The organism is Kineothrix sp. MSJ-39 (assembly GCF_018917935.1).
In the GTDB taxonomy this organism is placed as follows: Bacteria; Bacillota; Clostridia; order Lachnospirales; family Lachnospiraceae; genus CAG-194.
In genome coordinates this window covers 48,002-71,291 of the sequence record NZ_JAHLPN010000010.1, presented here as the reverse complement: position 1 = coordinate 71,291, position 23,290 = coordinate 48,002, and the positions used below count along the sequence as shown (strand labels likewise).

The window sequence follows — 23,290 nt, the reverse complement described above, 5'->3', positions numbered from 1 at the left end:
TAATATGGCTTTATCGAAAGATAAGGCCGGTGAATAAAATGGATGATTTAAAAATTGGTTTTGAAAAGAATATCTTTAGGAGGAAAAAGTTATGAGTAAAATTATTGGTATTGACCTTGGTACAACAAACAGCTGTGTAGCTGTTATGGAAGGTGGTAAACCTACCGTTATCGCAAATACAGAAGGCGCAAGAACAACACCGTCTGTTGTTGCATTTACAAAAAACGGAGAGCGTCTTGTCGGTGAACCTGCAAAACGTCAGGCAGTTACAAATGCAGAAAATACGATCTCATCCATCAAGAGAGATATGGGTACAGACAGAGGACGTACAATCGAAGGCAAGAAATATTCTCCACAGCAGATTTCAGCAATGATCCTGCAGAAATTAAAAGCCGATGCAGAAAGCTATCTGGGAGAAAAGGTGACAGAAGCTGTTATTACAGTACCTGCTTATTTCAATGATGCACAGCGTCAGGCAACAAAAGATGCAGGTAAGATCGCAGGTCTTGATGTAAAACGTATCATCAACGAGCCTACAGCCGCAGCACTTGCTTATGGTCTTGACAATGAAAAAGAACAGAAGATCATGGTATACGACCTTGGTGGTGGTACATTCGATGTATCTATCATTGAAATCGGTGACGGTGTTATCGAAGTATTATCCACAAACGGTGATACACACCTTGGTGGTGATGACTTTGACCAGAAGATCATTGACTGGATGGTAGCAGAATTTAAGAATGCAAACGGTGTTGACTTATCTACAGATAAGATGGCTATGCAGAGATTAAAAGAAGCAGCTGAAAAAGCTAAGAAAGAGCTTTCTTCCGCTACAACAACAAATATCAACCTGCCATTCATCAGCATGAATGCAAATGGACCGCTTCACTTTGACATGAACCTGTCCAGAGCGAAATTTGATGAACTGACACATGATCTGGTTGAGAGAACAGCAATTCCAGTTCAGAACGCATTGAAGGATGCAGGTATTACAGCAGCAGATCTTGGCAAGGTATTACTCGTTGGTGGTTCTACACGTATTCCTGCAGTACAGGAAAAGGTAAAACAGCTGACCGGTCACGAACCGAATAAATCACTGAACCCTGATGAATGTGTAGCACTCGGTGCTTCCGTACAGGGTGGTAAATTAGCAGGTGATGCAGGCGCCGGTGATATCCTTCTTCTGGATGTTACTCCACTTTCTCTTTCTATCGAGACAATGGGTGGCGTTGCAACAAGACTGATCGAAAGAAATACAACGATCCCGACAAAGAAGAGCCAGATCTTCTCTACAGCGGCAGATAACCAGAGTGCAGTTGATATCAACGTTGTACAGGGTGAAAGACAGTTCGCAAGAGACAACAAGTCTCTGGGACAGTTCCGTCTGGACGGTATCGCACCGGCTCCACGAGGAATCCCGCAGATCGAGGTTACATTCGATATCGATGCAAACGGTATTGTAAACGTATCCGCTAAGGATCTTGGTACAGGTAAGGAACAGCATATTACGATCACAGCAGGCTCTAACATGTCTGATGATGAGATCGATAAGGCAGTCAAAGAAGCTGCTGAATATGAAGCACAGGATAAGGCACGTAAGGAAGCCATCGATGCAAGAAACGAAGCTGATTCCTTCGTATTCCAGACAGAAAAGGCATTAAATGAAGTAGGCGATAAGCTTTCTGACAGTGAGAAATCACCGGTGGAAGCAGATCTTGCAGATCTGAAGTCTTATCTGGAAAGCACAAAGGATCAGGAGCTTACAGCAGATCAGGTATCTGAGATCAATGCAAAGAAAGAAAAACTGCAGACATCCGCTCAGGCACTTTTCACGAAGATGTATGAGCAGGCACAGCAGGCAGCAGGTGCTCAGGGTGCAGCAGGTGCACAGGCAGGACCTGATATGGGTCAGGCGCAGCAGCAGGCAGCACCGGAAGACGATGTAGTTGACGGAGACTTCAGAGAGGTATAAGATAGTAGCTGCGACGCGCAGAACAGATGAAAGAAAACGGAACAGGGTGTGGGCGGTAAAGTCTGCACCCTATCCCTTGTTTGAAAGGTAGAACATAATGGCAGAACAGAAACGAGATTACTATGAAGTCCTCGGTGTCGATAAAAACGCGGATGAGGCTACGATCAAAAAAGCATACCGTACGCTGGCGAAGAAATACCATCCGGATATGAATCCGGGCGATAAGGAAGCTGAGAAAAAGTTCAAAGAAGCTTCTGAGGCATATGCAATCTTAAGTGATCCGGAGAAAAAACAGCAGTATGATCAATTTGGCCATGCGGCATTTGAAGGCGGCGCAGGCGGCGGCTACGGCGGATTTGATTTTAACAGTGCAGATTTCAGTGATATCTTTGGTGATATTTTCGGCGATATGTTTGGCGGCGGCAGAAGACGTGCCAGCAATGGACCGATGAAGGGTGCAAATATCAGAACAAGCGTCAGGATCACATTTGAAGAAGCTGTTTTCGGCGTAGATAAAGAACTGGAGCTGAATCTGAAGGATCCATGTCCGACCTGCCACGGAACAGGTGCAAAACCGGGCACGAGCAAAACAACCTGTCCGAAATGTGGCGGTAAAGGTCAGGTCGTATTTACACAGCAGTCTTTCTTCGGAACAGTCCGTAATGTACAGACATGTCCGGATTGTGGCGGAACAGGTCAGATCATTAAAGATAAATGTCAGGATTGCCATGGAACAGGATATATCTCATCCCGCAAGAAGATCCAGGTATCCATTCCTGCCGGTATTGATAACGGACAGAGCGTCCGGATCCGCGAAAAGGGAGAGCCTGGTACAAATGGCGGACCGAGAGGAGATCTGCTCGTTGAGGTTATGGTACAGCGTCATCCAATCTTCCAGAGACAGGACAGCAATATTTATTCCACAGTCCCTGTATCGTTTGCGGTTGCAGCACTGGGCGGCGAGATCATGATCGATACCGTGGACGGTAAAGTGGCATATACGGTAAAACCGGGCACACAGACTGACACGAAGGTACGTCTCAAAGGAAAAGGTGTTCCGTCCCTGCGGTATAAAGATACAAGAGGCGATCATTATGTAACGCTCGTTGTACAGGTTCCGGATAAATTAAGCCATGAAGCGAAAGAACTGCTCCGTCAGTTTGATGCGGAAACTGGTAATACGCTGGAGGCTGTCAAAAACTACACAGCAGGCAAAAAAGACGATGATCCGAAGGATCCAAAGGGCTCCCCGGATAAGAAAAAGAAAAAAGGTCTTTTTAAATAAAATAAAACAGTTGAAAAGGTGCTTTTAGGAGTACCTTTTCTTTTTGCTTTTCTTTTTTGCGTAAACGGAATATTTGTCTATCTGTCTGAAATCTGCTATAATCAACTATTAAAGTGTTTGGTAGAATGTATATGAGAAAGGAACCGCGTGATGAAGTGGACAAAATTAATGATAAAGACAACTTCCGAGGCAGAGGATATCATCATCAGTACGATGTACGATCTGGGGCTGGAAGGTGCACAGATTGAGGATAAAGTGCCGCTTACCGCATGGGAAAAGGAGCAGATGTTCGTGGATATTCTGCCGGATGGACCAGCAGATGACGGTGTGGCATACCTGAGCTTTTTTGTGGAAGTACCGGAAGAAGGCGATGAAAAACCACAGCTGCCACAGGGACTTGATGGGGCAGCGGACAACTCTTACTTTCTGGTAAGCAGCGGGCGGGTAGTTGATCTGCCGAAGCTGATCGAGCGCATGCAGCAGGAGCTTGACGACCTGCGTATGTTTATGGATATCGGGGAAGGAACGATCACGGTTTCCGAGACGGAAGATAAAGACTGGGTCAATAACTGGAAAAACTTCTTCCATCAGTTTTATATCGATGAACTTCTGGTAACGCCGTCCTGGGAAGAAGTAAAGCCGGAGGATCAGGGCAGAAAGATCCTGCATATCGATCCTGGCACTGCATTTGGGACAGGTATGCACGAGACAACACAGCTCTGTATCCGCCAGTTAAAGAAATATATCACACCGCAGACAGAGCTTCTGGATGTCGGAACAGGTAGTGGTATCTTGGCGATCGTAGCGCTGATGTATGGCGCCGGGCATGCGGTTGGAACGGATCTGGATCCATGTGCAACGGAAGCGGTCAGGGAAAATATGGAAATGAATGGAATAGACCCTGCTAAATTTGAGATGATGATCGGCAATATCATTACGGAGAAGGAGATCCAGGATCGTGTCGGTTATGGAAAATATGATATCGTAGTAGCCAATATTCTGGCAGAGGTGCTTGTGCCTCTGATGCCGGTTGTGGCAAAATGCTTAAAGCCGGGCGGAACCGTCATTACCTCCGGAATCATCAACGGAAAAGAAGGGCTTGTGGCAGATGCCATGAAAGCCGCCGGTCTTACTGTCGTTGAGATCACCCAGCAAGGAGAGTGGATGCAATGTACTGCATCTATGAAATAGATGCAGTATGCAGCCCCGAGCATTGCGAAGCAATTTTCATGCGAGGGGTTCCCAAATGTACTGCATCTATAAGATAGATGCAGTATGTAGCCCCGAGCATTGCGAAGCAATTTTCATGCGAGGGGTTCCCGAATGTACTGCATCTATGAGATAGATGCAGTATGCAGCCTCACCGCATTGGCGCAGCCAATTTTGCATGCGGTGAGGTTCCCGCCGCGTTACAAAACTGAGAATCAGAAGTATGATAGGAGAAACGCATGTACCAGTTCTTTGTAGATCCGGGCGCGATCAGCGAAAAGCAGGTCGTCATTACCGGAAAAGATGTCAATCATATTAAAAACGTCCTGCGCATGAAGGTCGGCGAGGAGATCGCGGTCAGTAACGGCGTCGATGGCAGAGAATACAGATGCGGCATTTTGCAGATGACAGAAGATGCGGTGATCTGCGAACTGCGCTTTATCAAAGAAGACGGCGTAGAACTGCCTTCCAAAATTTATCTTTTTCAGGGACTTCCCAAGGCGGATAAGATGGAACTCATCATCCAGAAGGCAGTGGAGCTCGGTGCTTACGAGATCATTCCGGTCGCGACAAAACGCGCGGTTGTAAAGCTGGATGCCAAGAAGGAAAAGAGCAAGCTTGCGCGCTGGCAGGCGATCAGTGAGGCGGCGGCAAAGCAAAGCAAACGGGCGGTTGTTCCGCAGGTACATTCTGTGATGAGCTTTGCACAGGCACTTGCCTATGCGGATATGCTCGATGTCAGACTGATCCCATATGAAATGGCGGAAGATATGGCAAAAACACGCAGTCTGATCGAAGAGATAAGACCCGGGCAGAGCATCGGGATTTTTATCGGTCCGGAAGGCGGATTTGCACCGGAGGAGATCGAGCAGGCAATGGCACATGCCACGCAGCCGATCACGCTGGGCAAGCGGATCCTGCGGACGGAAACAGCCGGTATGACAGTGCTTTCGATTTTGATGTATACACTCGAAGGACAGGAACTGAAAGCGTAAAAAATGCATAAGATAAGATAGGACAAAAGCGGAAAGGAAGACGAAAATGGAAGTATATTTGGATAACTCCGCAACGACGAAGGTATATGATGAGGTCGTGCAGCTTACTTCAAAGATCATGTCTGAGGATTACGGAAATCCCTCCAGCATGCATCAGAAGGGTGTGGATGCGGAAGTCTATGTGAAAGAAGCAAAAGAAAGGATCGCTAAGACACTGAAGGTACAGGAAAAGGAGATCTTCTTTACTTCCGGCGGTACAGAATCCGATAACTGGGCGCTGATGGGTGCAGCGAGTGCAAACAGCAGAGCGGGCAGACATCTGATCACAACCAAAATAGAACATCCTGCAATCCTGCAGACAATGGAATATCTGGAAAGCATCGGCTATGAAGTGACTTATCTGCCGGTCGATGAAAAAGGCGTTTTACGTCTGGATGCACTGGAGCAGGCGATCAGACCGGATACGATACTGGTATCCATTATGCATGTGAATAACGAAGTGGGTGCGATCCAGCCGATCGAAGAGGCCGGTGCACTGATCAAACGCATGAATCCGCATACGCTGTTCCATGTAGATGCGGTGCAGGGCTTTGGCAAGCTTCGTATTTATCCAAAGAAAAGTCATGTAGATATGCTTTCGGTGAGCGGACATAAGATCCACGGCCCAAAGGGTGTCGGCATTTTGTATATTGATGAACATGTGAAAATCAAACCGATCATTTTCGGCGGTGGTCAGCAGAAAGGAATGCGCTCCGGAACAGAAAACGTACCGGGAATCGCAGGCATCGGCAAAGCAACGGAGTTATCATATGCTAACCTTGATCGCGATGTAGAACGGTTATATGAACTGAAACGTTATTTTGAAGACGGACTGCAGAAATTGAGTGATGTTGTTATCAACGGCCCGCTTTATGAGCAGGGAGCACCACATATCGTCAGTGCATCTTTTGCGGGCGTCAGAAGCGAGGTGCTTCTTCACGCACTCGAAGATAAAGGGATTTATGTTTCAGCAGGCAGTGCCTGTGCATCCAATAAGCATACGGTCAGCGCAACATTAAAGGCGATGGGTATCAGCCAGAGCCTGCTGGATTCCACGATCCGCTTCAGCTTCAGCGTCTTTACAACCGCCGAGGAATTGGACTATACTTTACGTTGTTTATATGATATACTGCCAATGTTACGCAAGTATACAAGGTATTGAGCATAGAAAAGAAAGGGAAAATTATGTTTACAGCATTTTTGATAAAATATGCAGAGATCGGTGTCAAAGGCAGAAACCGGTATCTGTTTGAGGATGCACTGGTCGATCAGATCCGTTTTGCACTCAGCAAGATCGATGGTGAATTTGCTGTCCGCAAGACACAGGGTCGTATTTACGTGGATGCGCAGTCAGCGTTTGATTTTGATGAAACGGTAGAAGCACTGAAGAAAGTATTTGGTATTTCAGGTATCTGCCCGGTTGTTTATGTTGAGGATGAAGGATTTGAAAAGCTCTCCGAGACGATCGTAAATTATGTCAAAACAGTTTACCCGGAAGGAAACAAGACCTTCAAGGTATGTGCAAGACGTGCCAGAAAGAATTATCCGATGCGCTCCATGGAAATCAACTGTGAGCTTGGCGGTGTGATCCTGGATGCATGCCCGGATATGAAGGTAGATGTGCATCATCCCGATTTTGAGCTGAATGTGGAGATCAGAGAAAAGATCTATATCTATTCCGAGATCATTCCGGGACCGGGCGGAATGCCTGTCGGAACAGGCGGTAAGGCGATGCTCCTGCTTTCCGGCGGAATCGATTCCCCTGTTGCGGGTTATATGATCAGCAAACGTGGCGTGAAGCTGGAGGCAACCTATTTCCATGCACCGCCTTATACATCAGAACGTGCAAAACAGAAGGTTGTCGATCTGGCAAAATATGTTGCAGCCTATGCGGGCCCGATCCGTCTGCACGTTGTAAACTTTACGGATGTACAGCTTGCCATTTATGAGAAGTGCCCACATGATGAACTGACGATCATTATGCGCCGCTACATGATGCGGATCGCAGAAACGATCGCAAAAGAAACAGACTGCCTCGGACTTGTAACGGGCGAAAGCATTGGGCAGGTGGCTTCCCAGACAATGCAGAGTCTTGTGGCAACAAACGAAGTATGCGAGCTGCCTGTATACAGACCGCTGATCGCATTTGATAAGCAGGATATCGTGGATATTTCCGAAAAGATCAACACCTACGAAACCTCTATTCTGCCATTTGAGGACTGCTGTACCATCTTTGTGGCAAAGCATCCTGTTACCAAGCCGAATGTAAAAGTGATCAGAGGGCATGAAAAGAATCTCGAAGGCACTGTAGAAGAACTGGTCAAGACAGCACTTGAAACAAGAGAGATCATAGAGATTGAATAAAAATAGAAAAAGAAAAACGAGCAGCTTGGCTGCTCGTTTCAATCTTCTGTTTGAGGATCTCACGAAGTGAGATCAGATGCATTAAACTGTGTAGTTTTTTAAAACCTTCATAACATCTTCTGCATCGCCTTCTGCATGGATGTTTAAATCGATTGGCTTAGATAAATCCAAACTGAAAATACCCATGATAGACTTTGCATCGATTACGTATCTTCCTGATACTAAATCAAAATCATAATCAAATTTTGTGATGTCGTTTACGAATGATTTTACTTTGTCGATTGAGTTTAATGAAATCTGTACTGTTTTCATTTGAATTACCTCCTTTTGTTTTAATACCTTCGCCTATTATACTAAATAAAAGGGGCTGAAAAGTCAATACGAAAACCATACAAAAAAAGTGAGGATAACAATGAAAAGTGTGGCATTACATAACCTTGGTTGTAAGGTGAATTCTTACGAACTTGACGTTATGCAGCAATATTTACAAAAAAAAGGATACAAAATTGTTAATTTTAACCAAAAAGCGGATATTTATATCATAAATACATGCACTGTAACAAACATTGCGGACCGAAAAAGCAGACAGATGCTGCATCGTGCCAAGAAGCAGAACCCGGATGCGATCGTTGTAGCCGTGGGGTGTTATGTGCAGACAAATGAGGCTGAGATCGAGAAGGATGACTGCATTGATCTTGCGATTGGTAACAACCGAAAGAATGAACTTGTGGAGATCATAGAGGCTTATCTGGACAAGCGTCAGAGTGCGGAGAAACAGCTACCGGACAAAACAATGGAACATACTTCGGTGATCGATATCAATGCGGAAAAGGAATATGAGGAGATGCAGCTTGTGCATACGGCGGAGCATACCCGTGCATATATCAAGATCCAGGACGGCTGCAATCAGTTCTGCAGCTATTGTGTGATCCCGTTTGCAAGAGGACGTGTCCGTTCCAGAAAGCCGGAGCAGGTAGAGGAAGAAGTCAGAAGACTTGCAGAAACCGGCTATCATGAGATCGTTTTGACAGGAATTCATTTAAGCTCCTATGGACTGGACTTCCATGGCGAGTCATACAATACGACTGGTGGACAGGGAAATGAGCAGGAGCTTTTGCGGCTGATCGAGCGGATCCATGCGGTAGATGGTATTACCCGTATCCGTCTGGGCTCTTTGGAACCCCGTGTGATCACAGAAGCATTTGCAGGCGCGCTTGCTGCACTGCCAAAGGTGTGCCCGCATTTCCATCTGTCACTCCAGAGTGGCTGCGACAGTGTGTTGAAACGGATGAACAGAAGATATACGACAGAGGAGTTTGCCCGGAGTGTGGAAATCCTGCGCTGTGTGTACGAGCATCCTGCGATCACGACGGATGTGATCACGGGCTTCCCCGGAGAAACCGAGGAAGAGTTTGCGCAGACAGTTTCTTACCTTGAAAAGATCCGTTTTTTTGAAATGCACGTTTTCCCATATTCCAGAAGGGAAGGAACGGTGGCGGCAAATATGCCGGGGCAGCTCACGGAAAAAGAAAAGAAGCAGCGAAGCAGTGTGCTGCTTGCCATGACGGCAAGACATTCTAAGGAATACCGGGAATATTATATCGGAAAAGAACAGGAAGTACTGTTTGAGCAGTGCCATGAAATAGAAGGCAGACAGTATCTGACCGGGCATACACGCAACTATGTACGCGTGGCAATCCCTGCGGAAGGTATCGATCCGGCAGAAATGACCAATCAGGAACGCATCTGCCGCCTGACAGGCTTTGCAGATGAGGAAACCCTGCTCGGTACTTGTTAAGAAAACAGGGAATTGTCAGTATCCTGGAATAATGCTATAATGTAATAAGCACAAAGAAAAACAAGCGACACCGAAGGTGGCATTTGTTTTTCTGTGCTTATTAACGAGCAAATATCCTGCGCAACAGGATGCAGAGTGCGGGATAAAGTCTTTTCCAAGCATGGGGGCAACAGAAAAGACAGATCATGTAGAAATGTAGAAGGCGGGGTACCAAATATGAAATACACAAAGGACGAGATCGCAGAGATCGATCGTGTAGCAAAAGAAACATCACAGGCAATCATGGAGCATTTCCCGAAAGACGCAGATTTCGAGATTGAAATGACGCTTGAAACAACAAACAGTGAGAACGGCAATCTGCTTCTGCGTGTAGATGCCAATACATTTGAGATCAGCATCGGTGAGACATCCTTTAATTTCATGAAGAAGGCGAGCTTGTCCGATTCGACGATGTCTACCAAACAGCAGGAGATCACAGACTTAAAATACAAGTTTTTGAAGAGCGTGCTTGTAATTGGTCTGCCGTCTTTAAATGCCAGACTGGAAAAGCAGGTAAAAGACAGACAGGCAATGCACGATTATATTATGAAGATCGGCGTGAGCGTCGGTATTGCCGTACAGCAGGCAGGGGCAAAGACAGTGAGCCCGGCTGCGGCAGTTTCCCGCCAGCAGGTAGATTATTATATCAACCTGATCAAGGAACAGCTGACAAGGCTGGCATTCAGCTCAGAGATCAATCCGACCACAAGAGGCAGTATCGTGATCCACGGAGAAAGCTCAGACCGTACGATCCGTATTGATGAAACGGTTTACGATTCTTTGACAAACCAGCAGTCCGTGCATGAGATCTACTATTATCTCGACACCAAAGAGATTAAATACTATGAAAACGGAAAGCACAGAAATATCAGTGATCTGTTCATGTCGATCACAGCTTCCGAGAAATATAAAAAGATCTTCAACGAGGTCAATCTGCTGCTGAAAAAAGAAGTTGTGATTGATAAAGATGTGGAAAATTTCGTGCAGTCACAGAAGCCGGTAGAGAATGAATTTTTAAAGCCGGAAATGAATTCCTTTAAGCAGACACATATGGAGTAGGTTACATAATACTTGAAAAAACATAGAAAAAGGGTTACAATACCAAAAACAGACAGGGGCGTGATGAAATGCAGGATTTGGGAAATACACAATATTTTAAAGTGGAAGTAGAGCCGGAAACAGGCGTGAAGGTTGTTCTTTCTACAGTATACGAGGCTTTGAGTGAAAAAGGATACAATCCGGTAAATCAGATCGTCGGTTATATCATGTCGGGAGATCCTACTTATATCACAAGCCATAAGAATGCCAGAAGCCTGATCATGAAGGTAGAACGGGATGAACTGGTAGAGGAAATGCTCAGAGAGTACATTAAAACGAATCATTGGAAATAGTGAGGATATACTATGCGTATTATGGGTTTGGATTTCGGATCAAAGACAGTGGGTGTTGCTGTAAGTGATCCGCTCGGGCTGACAGCGCAGAGCCTGGAAATCGTGCGCAGAAAGTCTGAAAACAAATTAAGACAGACCTATGCCAGGATCGAAGAACTGGCAGCACAATATGAAGTTGAGAAATTTGTAGTAGGATTACCGAAGAATATGAATGCAACAGAAGGTGAGCGGGCAGAAAAGTCACGTGCGTTTGCAGATGCGCTTTTCCGCAGGACCGGGATCGAAGTGGTCATGTGGGACGAGAGGCTCACAACTGTAGCAGCGGACAGGACAATGATGGAAGCAGGGATCCGCAGGGAAGACCGCAAAGAGTATGTGGATGCCATAGCAGCTTCTTATATATTACAAGGGTATCTGGATTATCTTCAGAACCGGAAAGCGTAGATGACAGAATGACAGATGGAAATAACCTGGAAAAGGTTGAATTCATACCGGATGTAGAGGGAGAAAAAGTACAGTTTTATGTGTTGGAGCGGACACGCCTTGGTGGAGTGGATTATCTGCTCGTGACAGATCAGCCGGATGGGGATGCCCAGGCACTGATCTTAAAGGACATTACAGAAAATGACGGGGACGAAAGCGTTTACCGTATTGTATCAGACGATAAAGAACTGGATGCAGTAGCAGCAGTTTTTGAAAATATGCTGGATGATATTGAATTCGTGGAAGACGAAGAAGAATAAGACCGGCAGACAAAATATAAATAATATCAATAAAACAAAGGGAGTACTCTGTACAATCCTATGGGCGAAGGGCTTGCCATTCCATGACCGGGAAAGACGAACTGGCAGCGTGTGTGCATAGTATTTTACCGGGAGACTTTCTTTGCGTTTCAAGAATGTGGAGGAAAAACAATTGAATAAGAAACAAACAGAAAGTCCGTCAAAGCTCAAGATCATACCGCTGGGAGGTCTGGAGCAGATCGGGCTGAATATTACTGCCTTTGAATATGAAGACAGTATTATTGTGGTGGACTGCGGTCTGGCATTTCCGGAGGATGATATGCTCGGAATCGATCTGGTTATCCCGGATGTAACGTATCTGAAGGAAAATGCAGATAAGGTAAAGGGCTTTATGATCACACATGGACATGAGGATCATATCGGTGCGCTTCCTTATGTGCTGAAGGAACTGCCTGTTCCGATCTATGCGACAAAGCTGACAATGGGTATCATTGAAAATAAGCTGACAGAGCATGGACTGGAAAAAGCAACAAAGCGTAAGGTTGTCAAATTCGGACAGCATATCAATCTGGGACAGTTCAGAGTAGAGTTTATCAAGACAAATCACAGTATTGCGGATGCAGCAGCACTTGCCATTTATTCACCGGCGGGAATTGTTGTGCATACAGGCGATTTTAAAGTGGATTATACACCGGTATTCGGAGATTCCATTGATCTGCAGCGTTTTGCGGAGCTTGGAAAGAAAGGCGTGCTGGCACTGATGTGCGACAGTACCAATGCGGAAAGACCGGGATTTACCCCTTCTGAGAGAACGGTCGGTGTGACATTTGACAATATTTTCTCAGAACATACCAATACAAGGTTGATCATTGCGACATTTGCATCCAATGTGGATCGTGTGCAGCAGATCATCAATTCCGCTTATAAATACGGACGTAAGGTTGTTGTCGAAGGACGCAGCATGGTCAATATCATTGATACAGCCACAAAGCTTGGTTATATCAATATCCCGGATAATACGCTGATCGATATTGAACAGCTCAAAAATTACCCGGATGAAAAAACAGTCATTATCACAACAGGAAGCCAGGGCGAAAGCATGGCAGCTCTTTCCCGTATGGCATCCGGAATGCACCGGAAGATTTCAATCGGTCCGCTGGATACGGTTATCTTTTCTTCCAATCCGATCCCGGGAAACGAAAAGGCAGTTTCCAAGGTGATCAACGAACTGTATGCCAAGGGTGCAGATGTTATTTTTGAGGATGCACATGTATCGGGACATGCCAGACAGGAAGAGATCAAGCTGATCTATACGCTGGTACAGCCGAAATATTCGATTCCGGTGCATGGCGAATACCGTCATCTGAAAGCACAGGCAAATCTGGTGCATAAGCTGGGCATGGATAAGGATAATATCTTTATCCTGCATTCAGGCGATGTGTTGGAGCTTTCCGAGGAAGATGCAAAAGTGACCGGTAAGGTTCCGGTCGGTTCTATCTTTGTAGACGGTCTTGGTGTCGGCGATGTCGGCAATATCGTTATCCGCGACAGACAGCATCTGGCAGAAGACGGTATCCTGATCGTTGTTGTGGCACTCGACTGCGAGAACAATGTCGTAGTTTCCGGCCCGGATATCGTTTCTAGAGGTTTTGTCTATGTGAGAGAATCCGACGAGCTTTTAGACGGCGCGAGAGATATCGTATCGGATGTGCTGGATGACTGCATTGACAGAAATATCTCCGACTGGGGAAGAATGAAAAATGCGATGAAAGATTCGCTGAACGAATATTTTTGGAAAAAGACGAAACGTCGCCCGATGATCCTGCCTATTATCATGGAGGTGTAGGCTATGCTCGAAATACAAAAGGAACTGGATCAGTTTATCCTGACGATCAAAAACACACAGGTTTATAAAGAATACCAGTTACAGAAAAGTAAGGTAAAAGAGAATCCGGATCTGAAAAGACAGCTGGATCAGTTCAGAATGAAAAATTATGAGCTGCAGACAAAGCATTGTCCGGATAATCTGTACGATGAAATGGACTGCTTCCAGAGAGAGTACGAGCAGTTTCGGGAGATTCCGCTGGTGCATGATTTTCTGGCAGCGGAGCTTGCACTCTGCCGCCTGGTACAGGAAGTATCAGATGGTGTGATGCGCGCGGTAGCGGAGGATTTTGAATGATGTCAGGGGCAAAAAGTCAAAAATCACGATGTGCTTGCACAGGAGTGGTTTTATGACCTGTTGCCCCGCTCCGACATGAGCATAAAAGTGGAGCGCAGCTTCACGATATGCGAATGTGGGGCAGGATTGTGAGAGTGCGCAGCACGGAACAATCCGTATGACATCATTAATACCGATATAAATATCATGCATTGCAGATGCATGATACGGAGGAAGGAACTGTAATGAAAGCAAAGCAAGTGACCGGAGCAGTTTTTAATATGATATTCCGTCTGGTGCTGTCTATCATCATTATTCTGGTGGTATACAGACTTGCCATGTATTCCTATCATCTGGGCTATATGGTATTTGCGGATGTGGCAAAAGAAGCAGAGCCGGGCAGAGATATCACGATCGCGGTAGATACACAGGACAGCACGATGGATGTTGCCAAAACGCTGGAAAACAGAGGACTGATAGATGATGCAAGAGTATTTTTCCTGCAGGAAATGCTGTCAGAATACCGTGGCAAGATCCAGTCGGGCATTTATACGCTCAATACATCCATGACGGCTGAAAAGATGCTGGCAGAGATGGCGGCAAATGCACCTGCCGAGGATACGGGATCTGAAGAACTACAGACGACGGATACAGAAAACACAAATGCATCGGATGCAGCCACAGACAGTGCTTCAGATGCTGCGGAGGATACGCCTGCAGCAACCGATACACAGTCTGAGACAGACAGTGAGGATGTGCAATGATAGTAGAGCAGAGATATGTGGATTATATCAATTCACTGGAAAAAGAGCTTCCACCGTATCTGGAAGAACTGGAACAGTATGCACTGCAGACGGAAGTACCGATCATCCGAAAAGAGATGCAGAGCTTTTTGAAAACACTGCTTAAAATGAATAAACCGAGGCAGATTCTGGAAGTGGGAGCTGCTATCGGTTTTTCTGCATTACTGATGAAGGAATATATGCCGGCGGACGGACAGATCACAACGATCGAGAAATATGAGAAAAGAATACCGATCGCCAAAGCAAATTTTGAGGCGCACGGAGACGGAAGGATCACACTTTTGGAAGGTGATGCCACAGAAATATTGGCAGGTCTTACCGGAAGTTATGATATGATCTTTATGGATGCGGCAAAGGGACAGTATATCCATTTTATGCCGGATGTGCTCAGGCTTCTGGCACCGGGCGGTGTATTATTGTCTGATAATGTGCTGCAGGATGGAGATATCATCCAGTCACGCTATGCGGTAACAAGAAGAAACCGTACGATCCATACGAGAATGCGGGAATATTTATATGAACTGAAAAACAACGAAATGCTTGTGACCTCCATCATCCCTCTCGGGGATGGGATCGCGCTTTCGGTAAAGAAGGATAAGTAAAATGAGAAAACCAGAATTATTGATTCCGGCGAGCAGCCTGGAAGTGTTAAAAACAGCAGTTATATTTGGTGCGGATGCGGTTTATATCGGCGGCGAGACATTCTCTCTGCGCGCAAAGGCAAAGAATTTCAGCCATGCAGATATGAAGGAAGGTATTGCGTTTGCGCATGCCCATGGCGTCAGAGTACATGTAACGGCAAATATTCTGGCACACAATTACGATATGGAGCCTGCCAGAAAATATTTTCAGGAACTGGCAGAGCTTGCACCGGATGCGATCATCGTGGCAGATCCGGGCATGATCATGCTGGCAAAAGAGAACTGCCCGAATATTGAGATCCATTTAAGCACACAGGCAAACAATACCAACTACATGACCTACCGTTTCTGGTACGGACAGGGCGTAAAACGTGTGGTGTCTGCCAGAGAATTATCTCTGAAGGAGATCAAAGAGATCCGGGAACAGATCCCTGAAGATATGGAGATCGAGAGCTTTATCCATGGTGCTATGTGTATTTCCTATTCCGGCAGATGCCTGCTCAGCAATTATTTTACGGGCAGGGATGCCAACCGCGGTGCCTGCACCCATCCTTGCAGATGGAAATATGCGGTAGTGGAAGAGTCCAGACCGGGCGAGTATATGCCTGTTTATGAAAATGAAAGAGGCACTTATATTTTTAATTCCAAGGATCTTTGCATGATCGAACATATCCCGGAAATGATCGATGCGGGAATCGACAGCTTCAAGATCGAAGGCAGAATGAAAACGGCACTTTACGTGGCAACAGTTGCAAGAACATACCGGAAAGCGATCGATGCCTGCCTCGAATCCGGGGAAGCATACGAAGCAATCCTGCCATGGTGCAGGGAGGAGATCTCCAAATGCACGTACCGCCAGTTTACAACGGGCTTTTATTTTGGCAGACCGGATGAAAATACACAGATCTACGACAGCAATACTTATGAGCAGGAGTATATTTATCTCGGTATCGTGGAAGATGCAGAAGCTGCACAGGAAAATGCGGGAAGTATCGTATCCATTACACAGCGCAATAAGTTCAGTGTCGGTGAAACGATCGAGATCATGAAGTCGGATGGCAGCAATGTACAGACGACTGTACTGTCTATTGTGAATGAAGAAGGACAGGAGCAGGAAAGTGCACCGCATCCACAGCAGAAGCTCCGCGTTCTGCTTAGTGAGGAAGCTTCTCATTACGATCTTCTGCGCAAAAAAGCGTGTGCAACAAGCTGATTCTGATTGTGCAATATAGACATTTGACAGGAAAAATTCTACAAATGTTTTAGAAAATTCGACCAATTTTCAAAAAATAGAAAAATGGGTATTGAAATTTAAAAAAAATAAGAGTATCTTAATAGCAACGAAAGGAATCTTTCGAAAATAAGATAACTTGAACGATGATGTTCCAAACGGTAGTTTTGGAACATTTTTTTGTATCAGGGTAATTTGATATAAAGCACAAAAAGAACGTTATCAAGTATCTAATATGAAAAAGAAAGGGAGATATGAAATGAGCGGAGTTACAAATGTGGAAGAAATTTTCGGTAAAAACGTGTTCACACTTGGCAAGATGAAAGAACGCCTGCCAAAGGATGTGTACAAAGAAGTGAAAAAGGTCATGGATCAGGGCGGCGAGCTTTCCATGGCAGCAGCAAATGTCGTTGCAAAGGCAATGAAGGACTGGGCATGTGAGAACGGTGCAACACACTATACACATTGGTTCCAGCCACTGACAGGAATCACAGCAGAAAAGCATGATGCTTTCGTTTCACATCCGGATGAAACAGGTAAGATGATCACAGAGTTTTCCGGTAAAGAGCTGATCAAGGGTGAGCCTGATGCATCTTCTTTCCCATCAGGTGGTCTGAGAGCAACCTTCGAAGCAAGAGGTTATACAGCATGGGATATCACAAGCCCGGCATTCTTAAAAGAAGCTTCAACAGGCGTGATCCTCTGTATCCCGACAGCCTTCTGTTCTTACACAGGTGAGGCGCTGGATAAAAAGACTCCACTGCTACGTTCCATGGAAGCTGTTTCCAAACAGGCACTTCGTATCGTCCGTTTATTTGGAAATACAACAGCAACAAAAGTAACTGCATCCGTAGGACCGGAGCAGGAATACTTCCTTGTTGACGAGAAGCTGTATAAAAAGAGATCTGACCTGATGTTTGCAGGCAGAACCTTATTTGGCGCACCTGCTCCAAAAGGACAGGAAATGGAAGATCACTACTTCGGTGTTATCCGTGAACGTGTCGGCGCATACATGAAGGATCTGAATGAAGAACTCTGGAAATTAGGTGTTACAGCAAAAACACAGCATAACGAAGTAGCTCCTGCACAGCATGAGCTGGCTCCGATCTATGAAACAGCAAATATCGCAGTTGACCACAACCAGCTTGTTATGGAAACAATGAAACGTGTCGCTGTACAGCATGGTCTGAGATGTCTGCTGCATGAGAAACCATATGCAGGTGTCAATGGTTCCGGTAAGCATGACAACTGGTCTATTACAACAGATGATGGCATGAACCTGCTTGAGCCTGGTGATACACCAAATGAAAACATCCAGTTCCTGCTTGTACTTGCCTGCATCATGAAAGCGGTTGACAAACATGCAGATCTGCTCCGCCAGTCCGCATCCGATGTCGGAAACGACCACAGACTTGGCGCAAACGAAGCACCGCCGGCAATCATTTCCATGTTCCTTGGCGAACAGCTTGAGGATGTAGTAAAACAGCTTGTAGAAACAGGTAATGCTGCATCCTGCAAAGAAGGCGGTAAGCTGGAAACAGGTGTATCCACACTGCCTGATCTGGATAAAGATGCAACAGACCGTAACCGTACTTCACCATTTGCTTTCACAGGTAATAAGTTTGAATTCCGTATGGTTGGTTCCGCTGATTCCATCGCCGGCCCGAATACAACACTGAATGCGATCGTAGCAGAAGCATTCTGCGAAGCTGCTGACAGACTGGAAAAAGCAGAAGACTTTGAAACAGCAGTACATGACCTGATCAAAGAATACATGACAGAGCACCAGAGAATCATCTTCAATGGCAACGGCTATTCCGATGAGTGGGTTGTAGAAGCTGAGAAACGTGGACTTCCAAATATCAAATCCATGATCGAAGCTGCTTCTACACTGACAAGTGACAAGGCAGTCGCACTGTTTGAGAAGTTTGGTATTTATACAAAGGCAGAGCTGGAATCCCGTGAAGAAATCATATACGAAACATATGCAAAGACGATCAATATCGAAGCACTGACCATGATCGACATGGCAGGCAAGCAGATCATCCCTGCAGTTGTGAAATATACAAAGACACTGGCAGATACTGCAAATGCCATCAAGGCAGCAGGCGGAGACGCAAGCGTACAGACAGAGCTTCTGGCTGATGTTTCCACAAAACTTGCAGCAATGCAGAAGGCACTCAACAAGCTGGTAGCTGATGAGAAAGAAGCAAGTGCTATGGAAGATGTAAAGGCACAGGCATTCTTCTACAAAGATACGATCAAGGCTACTATGGATGAACTGAGAAAACCTGCTGATGAGCTGGAAATGATCGTTGACAAAGACGTATGGCCGATCCCGACCTACGGCGAGTTAATGTTCGAGGTATAAAATTCCTTTTGGATGTTATGAAATGAAGTGTATAAATGTGCGGAAACAGCTTGTTTCCGCGCATTTCCTTCTATAAAAAAGATGAATTAAAAAATATTTAAAAAAATTTGAAAAAGTACTTGCATAATAAAAAAACATTTGCTATAATCAATTTCGTTGTGATGGGCTATCGCCAAACGGTAAGGCAACGGACTCTGACTCCGTCATTTCAAGGTTCGAATCCTTGTAGCCCAGCTTTTGGAAGCCCGGTTGAATTTCAACCGGGCTTTTTGTAGCCCAGAAGAAAACCAAGCGTTGTCACATATTTGCGCAGCAAATGTGCGACTAAATAACCTGCGTAGCAGGTTATAGCTATTCTGGGCGTACAACGAGAAAATCAAAGAGCACGAAGTGCGGCTGACGCGAAAGCGGCAGGATTTTCGAGTATGGTGAGATGAAACAAAATCTCGAGCGAAGCGAGGTAAACTAATGTATTCATTCAACAGCAGAGTGCGTTACAGTGAAGTAAATAAAGACGGCAGACTGAAGCTTGTTTCCCTGCTGGATTATTTTCAGGACTGCTCCACCTTTCATTCCGAAGATGTGGGAATGGGAACAGAATACCTGGCAGGTCAGGGACTGGCGTGGGTGCTGAATTTCTGGCAGATCGATGTCATGAGGTATCCGCAGCTCTGTGAACGGATCACGATCGAAACAAATCCCTATGAATTCAAAGGCTGTCTGGGCTTCCGTAATTTTGATATGCTTGATGAGCAGGGCAATAGGATCGCCGTTGCCAATACACTCTGGACACTTCTGAACCTGCAGTCCATGCGTCCGGCAAAGCCGACAGAGGAAATGCTGCAGGCTTACGGACTGTCTCCGAAGCTTCCGATGGAATATCTGTCACGGAAGATCAAGATAGAAGGCGAGGGTGAGAAGCTGGAAGCGGTACTTGTCCGGAAACATCATCTGGATACCAATTACCATATGAACAACGGACAGTATGTTGCTGTGGCGGCAGATCTTCTGCCGGAGAATTTTGAAGTGAACCGGCTGATGGTCAGCTATCATAAATCTGCGGTGCTCGGCGATACTTTGTATCCGGTCATTTACGGAAAAGGAACAGAAGAAGTGACTGTTGTACTGGAAACAGAAGAGCAAAGCCCTTATGCGGTTGTAAAGTTTAACGGAACGTTGTGCGAACAGGAAAAGCGTGTTCCGGTTGTGGGAAAGATATTGTAAGAAAGAAAGCAGGCTAATATGATATTTGGAAAGAAACAGACACTTGTCATGATAAAACGGGTTGAATTCGGTATTTATCTGGCAGAGACAATGAAAGATACGGAAAATAAAGTGCTTTTGCCGAAAAAGCAGGTTCCGGCAGATATGGAAGTGGGAGATCCGATCGATGTATTTTTATACAAGGATTCCAACGACCGCCCGATCGCGACGGTGAAGGAACCGAAGCTGACCCTCGGACAGACGGCAAGACTGCGTGTCGTATCCGTCGGAAAAGTAGGTGCTTTCCTGGACTGGGGGCTGGAAAAGGATCTGTTTCTGCCTTACAGAGAACAGACGACACAGGTAAAAGCAGGTGACGAAGTGATAGCTGCTTTGTATCTGGATAAGAGCGAACGTCTTTGTGCAACGATGAAGGTGTATCCGTATTTGCAAAAAGAAAGCCCGTATCAGAAAGATGATGTCGTGACCGGCATGGTATACGAGATCAGCCATAATTTCGGCGCATTTGTAGCGGTGGATGACAAGTATTCCGCGCTGATCCCGAAAAAGGAACTGTACGGAGAACTCCACGTGCTTCAGCAGATCAGTGCGCGTGTGACCGGCGTGAAGGAAGATGGCAAGCTGGATCTGGGTATCCGGCAGAAGGCGCATCTGCAGATGAGTGAAGATGCGGATAAAGTGCTGGCACTTTTGCACGAAAAGAAGGGATTTTTACCACTGCATGACAAATCATCACCGGAACAGATCCGTGAAACGGTCGGTATGAGTAAAAATGAATTTAAGCGTGCGATCGGACGTCTGTACAAAGAGCATCTGATCACGCTGGAAAGTGACGGAATCCGGTTAAAGAAATAAAAGAATACTTTTCTTTTGGCAAAATATAGATTATACTGAAACTGTAAACGTACACGAATATTTACAAAAAGGAGAATGAAAAATGAAGATCCAGAATATTACAAACATTGAAAAATTCTTTGAAGTAGTTGACAGCTGCAAAGGCAAAGTTGAACTTGTAACAGGAGAAGGCGACAGACTGAATTTAAAATCAAAGCTTTCCCAGTACGTTTCCATGGCAAAGCTTTTCTCTGACGGCACGATCTCAGAGCTGGAGCTGCTGGCATACGAGCCGGAAGATATCAATAAGTTAGTAAACTTCATGATGAATAACTAAGAGTCACATGAATCCGAAAAAGGTTAATTGGCTATTTTTGACGACATTGCTTGTGGAAGCAGCGGTCATGGTGCTTATGTATCTGTGCAGTGATATTTCACTGGGGATTATAGGGAGTCTTCTGCTCAGTCAGTTGATCGTGCTGGTTCCGACTGTTTTGTTCCTGCTTGGAACAAGGACGGATCCGGTCAGGCTGATCGCCCATAACAGACCGAAATTTACCACGGCTCTTCTGGTCGTGGTATTTACCTTTTTGTGCATGCCTGCGATTATAGCGGTGAATGCATTTTCCATGTTGTTTGTGGATAACGAGGTCGCAGGGCTGCAAAGCTATATGTTGTCAGTACCGTGGTGGCAGATTCTGCTGATGGTCGGCATTGTAGGACCGATCAGTGAAGAATTTGTATTCCGGGGCGTCATCTATCATGGCTATAAGACAAGCCACAGGTTTGTCGGTTCCATGCTGTTATCGGCGCTTTTATTTGGACTTACTCACTTGAATTTTAACCAGATGAGCTATGCAGTATTGGTGGGTGTAGTCAGTGTACTGCTGTTAGAGGGTAGCGGCAGTATCTTTTACAGTATGCTGTTCCATATCTGCATCAACACGACGAATGTCGTACAGATGCTGGTGCAGAAAGCACAGGGCAGTATCATGAGTCGGGAAGAGAGTATGGCATATATCGAGCAGACAATGCAGATGCCCTATAAGCAGGCACTGGCGGTTTCCGTATCGGTTTATGCGGTGATCGCTGCAGGCGCGGCGGCGCTGGCAGGCTGTCTGTTTTACCTGATCGTGAAAAAAGAAAACAGAGTACAGCATATGCAGCAGCTGCTGCATGGAACTGCGGGAGAGGAAAAGACAAAGCTTGTCTCCGTTCCGTTGGTCATTTCCGTTGTACTTTGCCTGGCATATATGACAGCAGATGTATTCTGGGGTTAAAGGTGAAACAAATATGAGAAAAATGCAGGTATTGGGCATAGAACTGCAGGATCATACCGTGCGCGAGGCGATGAAAAAGACAGACGCCTTTCTGCGTGACGGGAAAGTCAGTACAATTGCCTATATTACGATGCGTGGTCTGATGGAAGCGGAGGAATCGCAGGAAAGACAGGATTTCTTAAAGGGACTTGATCTGACCGTTCCGGCAGACAGCGATATTTTGCGCGCAGCGGGTATTGCAACACGAAACAGAGTAAGAGAAGTAGATAACGATGAATATTTAACGGAATTCCTGAAAAAGATTGTCAGAGGCAGACAGACCGTATATCTGCTGACCAGTACACAGGAACAGATGCAGCTGCTCAAAGAAGGACTGCTCAGTTATCAGGAGAATCTGCGGATTGTAGGAAGCTATTCGCTGGATGAACTGGAACAGGATGATGATTATCTGGTCAATGAGATCAATGTGGAGACACCGAATGTACTTATCACAAACATTTCTTCCCCGCAAAGGGAAGCATTCTTTGAAGCAAACCAGATGAAGCTGAATGTGGAAGTCTGGCTGATGCTGAAGGATGAAGTGGTTCACAGCAATAAACACAAAGGCCTGTTCTGGAAATTACATGACCGGGTTGTCCGTAAGCTCTTTAAACACAAAGTAGTACAGTACTTAAATCACGAAAAAGAATCATAAAGCTTCGGGAGGGAAAGCAAAGGCGTTTCTTCCGGAGCTTTTTTCATTTTCTCTTCGGTATATGGCAGGAAATAAGGTAAAAAATGCATAAAAAAGTAAGGGAAATTGGTGGATTTTTTTGTGGATATGTATTAAAATAGAACAAGCAATATGCAAAAGGCTATTGGGAAGGTATTTATCTTTGTGAAAAATGTATAACTATCCGACGGGGATAGG

General features: G+C 45.5%; 23 protein-coding genes and 1 tRNA gene. 23 read left to right on the top strand and 1 reads right to left on the bottom strand.

Going from position 1 to position 23,290, the window contains the following annotated elements:
* Nucleotides 1–91: 91 nt before the first annotated feature.
* The 6 genes from dnaK to thiI all read left to right on the top strand — a co-directional run bounded on the left by dnaK (nt 92) and on the right by thiI (nt 7,864).
* Entirely contained in the window at nt 92–1,972 is a 1,881-nt protein-coding gene (dnaK, locus tag KQI22_RS08145) for a molecular chaperone DnaK (protein ID WP_216551589.1), read from the top strand.
* Nucleotides 1,973–2,069: 97 nt separating this feature from the next.
* A complete protein-coding gene (gene dnaJ, locus KQI22_RS08140) occupies nt 2,070–3,257 on the top strand; it encodes a molecular chaperone DnaJ (RefSeq protein ID WP_216551588.1) in 1,188 nt (395 codons plus the stop codon).
* A gap of 150 nt (nt 3,258–3,407) precedes the next feature.
* Complete coding sequence (gene prmA, locus KQI22_RS08135; RefSeq protein WP_216551587.1) at nt 3,408–4,448, top strand: 50S ribosomal protein L11 methyltransferase; 1,041 nt, start codon at nt 3,408–3,410, stop codon at nt 4,446–4,448.
* Between the two features lie 257 nt (nt 4,449–4,705).
* Complete coding sequence (locus KQI22_RS08130) at nt 4,706–5,461, top strand: 16S rRNA (uracil(1498)-N(3))-methyltransferase (RefSeq protein ID WP_216551586.1); 756 nt, start codon at nt 4,706–4,708, stop codon at nt 5,459–5,461.
* A gap of 46 nt (nt 5,462–5,507) precedes the next feature.
* Nucleotides 5,508–6,662: a cysteine desulfurase family protein gene (locus KQI22_RS08125; RefSeq protein ID WP_216551585.1), complete on the top strand. Its 1,155-nt coding sequence runs from the start codon at nt 5,508–5,510 to the stop codon at nt 6,660–6,662.
* A gap of 20 nt (nt 6,663–6,682) precedes the next feature.
* On the top strand, nt 6,683–7,864 hold the full coding sequence (thiI, locus tag KQI22_RS08120; protein ID WP_216551619.1) for a tRNA uracil 4-sulfurtransferase ThiI: 1,182 nt from the start codon (nt 6,683–6,685) through the stop codon (nt 7,862–7,864).
* An 81-nt stretch (nt 7,865–7,945) separates the two neighbouring features.
* Here the strand turns inward: thiI and KQI22_RS08115 are convergent, their stop codons facing one another.
* Nucleotides 7,946–8,176 carry an HPr family phosphocarrier protein gene (locus tag KQI22_RS08115; RefSeq protein WP_022005198.1) on the bottom strand — a complete coding sequence of 77 codons (231 nt, stop codon included), beginning with the start codon at nt 8,174–8,176 and terminating at the stop codon, nt 7,946–7,948.
* Nucleotides 8,177–8,276: 100 nt separating this feature from the next.
* On the opposite strand from KQI22_RS08115, the gene mtaB reads away from it, so the two are divergent.
* The 17 genes from mtaB (at nt 8,277) to KQI22_RS08030 (ending at nt 23,074) form a co-directional block, all read left to right on the top strand.
* A complete protein-coding gene (mtaB, locus tag KQI22_RS08110; RefSeq protein ID WP_216551584.1) occupies nt 8,277–9,662 on the top strand; it encodes a tRNA (N(6)-L-threonylcarbamoyladenosine(37)-C(2))-methylthiotransferase MtaB in 1,386 nt (461 codons plus the stop codon).
* A gap of 216 nt (nt 9,663–9,878) precedes the next feature.
* The gene (locus tag KQI22_RS08105; protein ID WP_216551583.1) at nt 9,879–10,760 is read left to right on the top strand and encodes a hypothetical protein; all 882 of its coding nucleotides are present in this window, start codon (nt 9,879–9,881) and stop codon (nt 10,758–10,760) included.
* Between the two features lie 68 nt (nt 10,761–10,828).
* A complete protein-coding gene (locus KQI22_RS08100; protein ID WP_022005202.1) occupies nt 10,829–11,092 on the top strand; it encodes an IreB family regulatory phosphoprotein in 264 nt (87 codons plus the stop codon).
* Nucleotides 11,093–11,104: 12 nt separating this feature from the next.
* Nucleotides 11,105–11,536 carry a Holliday junction resolvase RuvX gene (gene ruvX, locus KQI22_RS08095; protein ID WP_216551582.1) on the top strand — a complete coding sequence of 144 codons (432 nt, stop codon included), beginning with the start codon at nt 11,105–11,107 and terminating at the stop codon, nt 11,534–11,536.
* Between the two features lie 8 nt (nt 11,537–11,544).
* Nucleotides 11,545–11,835, top strand: a complete 291-nt coding sequence (locus KQI22_RS08090) for a DUF1292 domain-containing protein (protein ID WP_253293563.1) — start codon at nt 11,545–11,547, stop codon at nt 11,833–11,835.
* A 172-nt stretch (nt 11,836–12,007) separates the two neighbouring features.
* Complete coding sequence (locus KQI22_RS08085) at nt 12,008–13,681, top strand: ribonuclease J (protein ID WP_216551581.1); 1,674 nt, start codon at nt 12,008–12,010, stop codon at nt 13,679–13,681.
* A gap of 3 nt (nt 13,682–13,684) precedes the next feature.
* Nucleotides 13,685–14,017 (top strand): YlbF family regulator, encoded by a 333-nt coding sequence (locus KQI22_RS08080; protein WP_216551580.1) that lies wholly within the window; start codon nt 13,685–13,687, stop codon nt 14,015–14,017.
* 224 nt (nt 14,018–14,241) lie between these two features.
* Nucleotides 14,242–14,760: an endolytic transglycosylase MltG gene (locus KQI22_RS08075; RefSeq protein ID WP_216551579.1), complete on the top strand. Its 519-nt coding sequence runs from the start codon at nt 14,242–14,244 to the stop codon at nt 14,758–14,760.
* Nucleotides 14,757–15,401 (top strand): O-methyltransferase, encoded by a 645-nt coding sequence (locus KQI22_RS08070; RefSeq protein ID WP_216551578.1) that lies wholly within the window; start codon nt 14,757–14,759, stop codon nt 15,399–15,401. The genes KQI22_RS08075 and KQI22_RS08070 overlap by 4 nt, the downstream gene beginning before the upstream one ends.
* A gap of 1 nt (nt 15,402) precedes the next feature.
* The gene (locus KQI22_RS08065; protein ID WP_216551577.1) at nt 15,403–16,653 is read left to right on the top strand and encodes a peptidase U32 family protein; all 1,251 of its coding nucleotides are present in this window, start codon (nt 15,403–15,405) and stop codon (nt 16,651–16,653) included.
* A gap of 277 nt (nt 16,654–16,930) precedes the next feature.
* Nucleotides 16,931–19,042, top strand: coding sequence for a glutamine synthetase III family protein (locus KQI22_RS08060; RefSeq protein ID WP_216551576.1), 2,112 nt, complete (start codon nt 16,931–16,933; stop codon nt 19,040–19,042).
* Nucleotides 19,043–19,204: 162 nt separating this feature from the next.
* Nucleotides 19,205–19,276, top strand: a tRNA-Gln gene (locus KQI22_RS08055).
* A 234-nt stretch (nt 19,277–19,510) separates the two neighbouring features.
* Entirely contained in the window at nt 19,511–20,266 is a 756-nt protein-coding gene (locus KQI22_RS08050) for an acyl-[acyl-carrier-protein] thioesterase (protein WP_216551575.1), read from the top strand.
* Nucleotides 20,267–20,284: 18 nt separating this feature from the next.
* On the top strand, nt 20,285–21,121 hold the full coding sequence (locus tag KQI22_RS08045) for a CvfB family protein (protein WP_216551574.1): 837 nt from the start codon (nt 20,285–20,287) through the stop codon (nt 21,119–21,121).
* Between the two features lie 82 nt (nt 21,122–21,203).
* Nucleotides 21,204–21,437, top strand: coding sequence for a polya polymerase (locus KQI22_RS08040; RefSeq protein WP_216551573.1), 234 nt, complete (start codon nt 21,204–21,206; stop codon nt 21,435–21,437).
* Nucleotides 21,438–21,474: 37 nt separating this feature from the next.
* A complete protein-coding gene (locus tag KQI22_RS08035; RefSeq protein ID WP_216551572.1) occupies nt 21,475–22,380 on the top strand; it encodes a CPBP family intramembrane glutamic endopeptidase in 906 nt (301 codons plus the stop codon).
* Between the two features lie 13 nt (nt 22,381–22,393).
* Nucleotides 22,394–23,074, top strand: a complete 681-nt coding sequence (locus tag KQI22_RS08030; RefSeq protein ID WP_216551571.1) for a WecB/TagA/CpsF family glycosyltransferase — start codon at nt 22,394–22,396, stop codon at nt 23,072–23,074.
* Nucleotides 23,075–23,290: the final 216 nt, after the last annotated feature.

Bases quoted from the DNA above. Each gene is read 5' to 3' on its own strand.
- KQI22_RS08075 (WP_216551579.1), top strand. From the start codon at position 14,242: ATGAAAGCAAAGCAAGTGACCGGAGCAGTTTTTAATATGATATTCCGT.
- KQI22_RS08080 (WP_216551580.1), top strand. From the start codon at position 13,685: ATGCTCGAAATACAAAAGGAACTGGATCAGTTTATCCTGACGATCAAA.
- KQI22_RS08090 (WP_253293563.1), top strand. From the start codon at position 11,545: ATGACAGATGGAAATAACCTGGAAAAGGTTGAATTCATACCGGATGTA.
- KQI22_RS08100 (WP_022005202.1), top strand. From the start codon at position 10,829: ATGCAGGATTTGGGAAATACACAATATTTTAAAGTGGAAGTAGAGCCG.
- ruvX (WP_216551582.1), top strand. From the start codon at position 11,105: ATGCGTATTATGGGTTTGGATTTCGGATCAAAGACAGTGGGTGTTGCT.
- KQI22_RS08060 (WP_216551576.1), top strand. From the start codon at position 16,931: ATGAGCGGAGTTACAAATGTGGAAGAAATTTTCGGTAAAAACGTGTTC.
- dnaK (WP_216551589.1), top strand. From the start codon at position 92: ATGAGTAAAATTATTGGTATTGACCTTGGTACAACAAACAGCTGTGTA.
- KQI22_RS08130 (WP_216551586.1), top strand. From the start codon at position 4,706: ATGTACCAGTTCTTTGTAGATCCGGGCGCGATCAGCGAAAAGCAGGTC.
- prmA (WP_216551587.1), top strand. From the start codon at position 3,408: ATGAAGTGGACAAAATTAATGATAAAGACAACTTCCGAGGCAGAGGAT.
- KQI22_RS08030 (WP_216551571.1), top strand. From the start codon at position 22,394: ATGAGAAAAATGCAGGTATTGGGCATAGAACTGCAGGATCATACCGTG.
- KQI22_RS08065 (WP_216551577.1), top strand. From the start codon at position 15,403: ATGAGAAAACCAGAATTATTGATTCCGGCGAGCAGCCTGGAAGTGTTA.
- KQI22_RS08050 (WP_216551575.1), top strand. From the start codon at position 19,511: ATGTATTCATTCAACAGCAGAGTGCGTTACAGTGAAGTAAATAAAGAC.
- KQI22_RS08045 (WP_216551574.1), top strand. From the start codon at position 20,285: ATGATATTTGGAAAGAAACAGACACTTGTCATGATAAAACGGGTTGAA.
- KQI22_RS08040 (WP_216551573.1), top strand. From the start codon at position 21,204: ATGAAGATCCAGAATATTACAAACATTGAAAAATTCTTTGAAGTAGTT.
- mtaB (WP_216551584.1), top strand. From the start codon at position 8,277: ATGAAAAGTGTGGCATTACATAACCTTGGTTGTAAGGTGAATTCTTAC.
- KQI22_RS08115 (WP_022005198.1), bottom strand. From the start codon at position 8,176: ATGAAAACAGTACAGATTTCATTAAACTCAATCGACAAAGTAAAATCA.
- KQI22_RS08105 (WP_216551583.1), top strand. From the start codon at position 9,879: ATGAAATACACAAAGGACGAGATCGCAGAGATCGATCGTGTAGCAAAA.
- KQI22_RS08070 (WP_216551578.1), top strand. From the start codon at position 14,757: ATGATAGTAGAGCAGAGATATGTGGATTATATCAATTCACTGGAAAAA.
- KQI22_RS08125 (WP_216551585.1), top strand. From the start codon at position 5,508: ATGGAAGTATATTTGGATAACTCCGCAACGACGAAGGTATATGATGAG.
- dnaJ (WP_216551588.1), top strand. From the start codon at position 2,070: ATGGCAGAACAGAAACGAGATTACTATGAAGTCCTCGGTGTCGATAAA.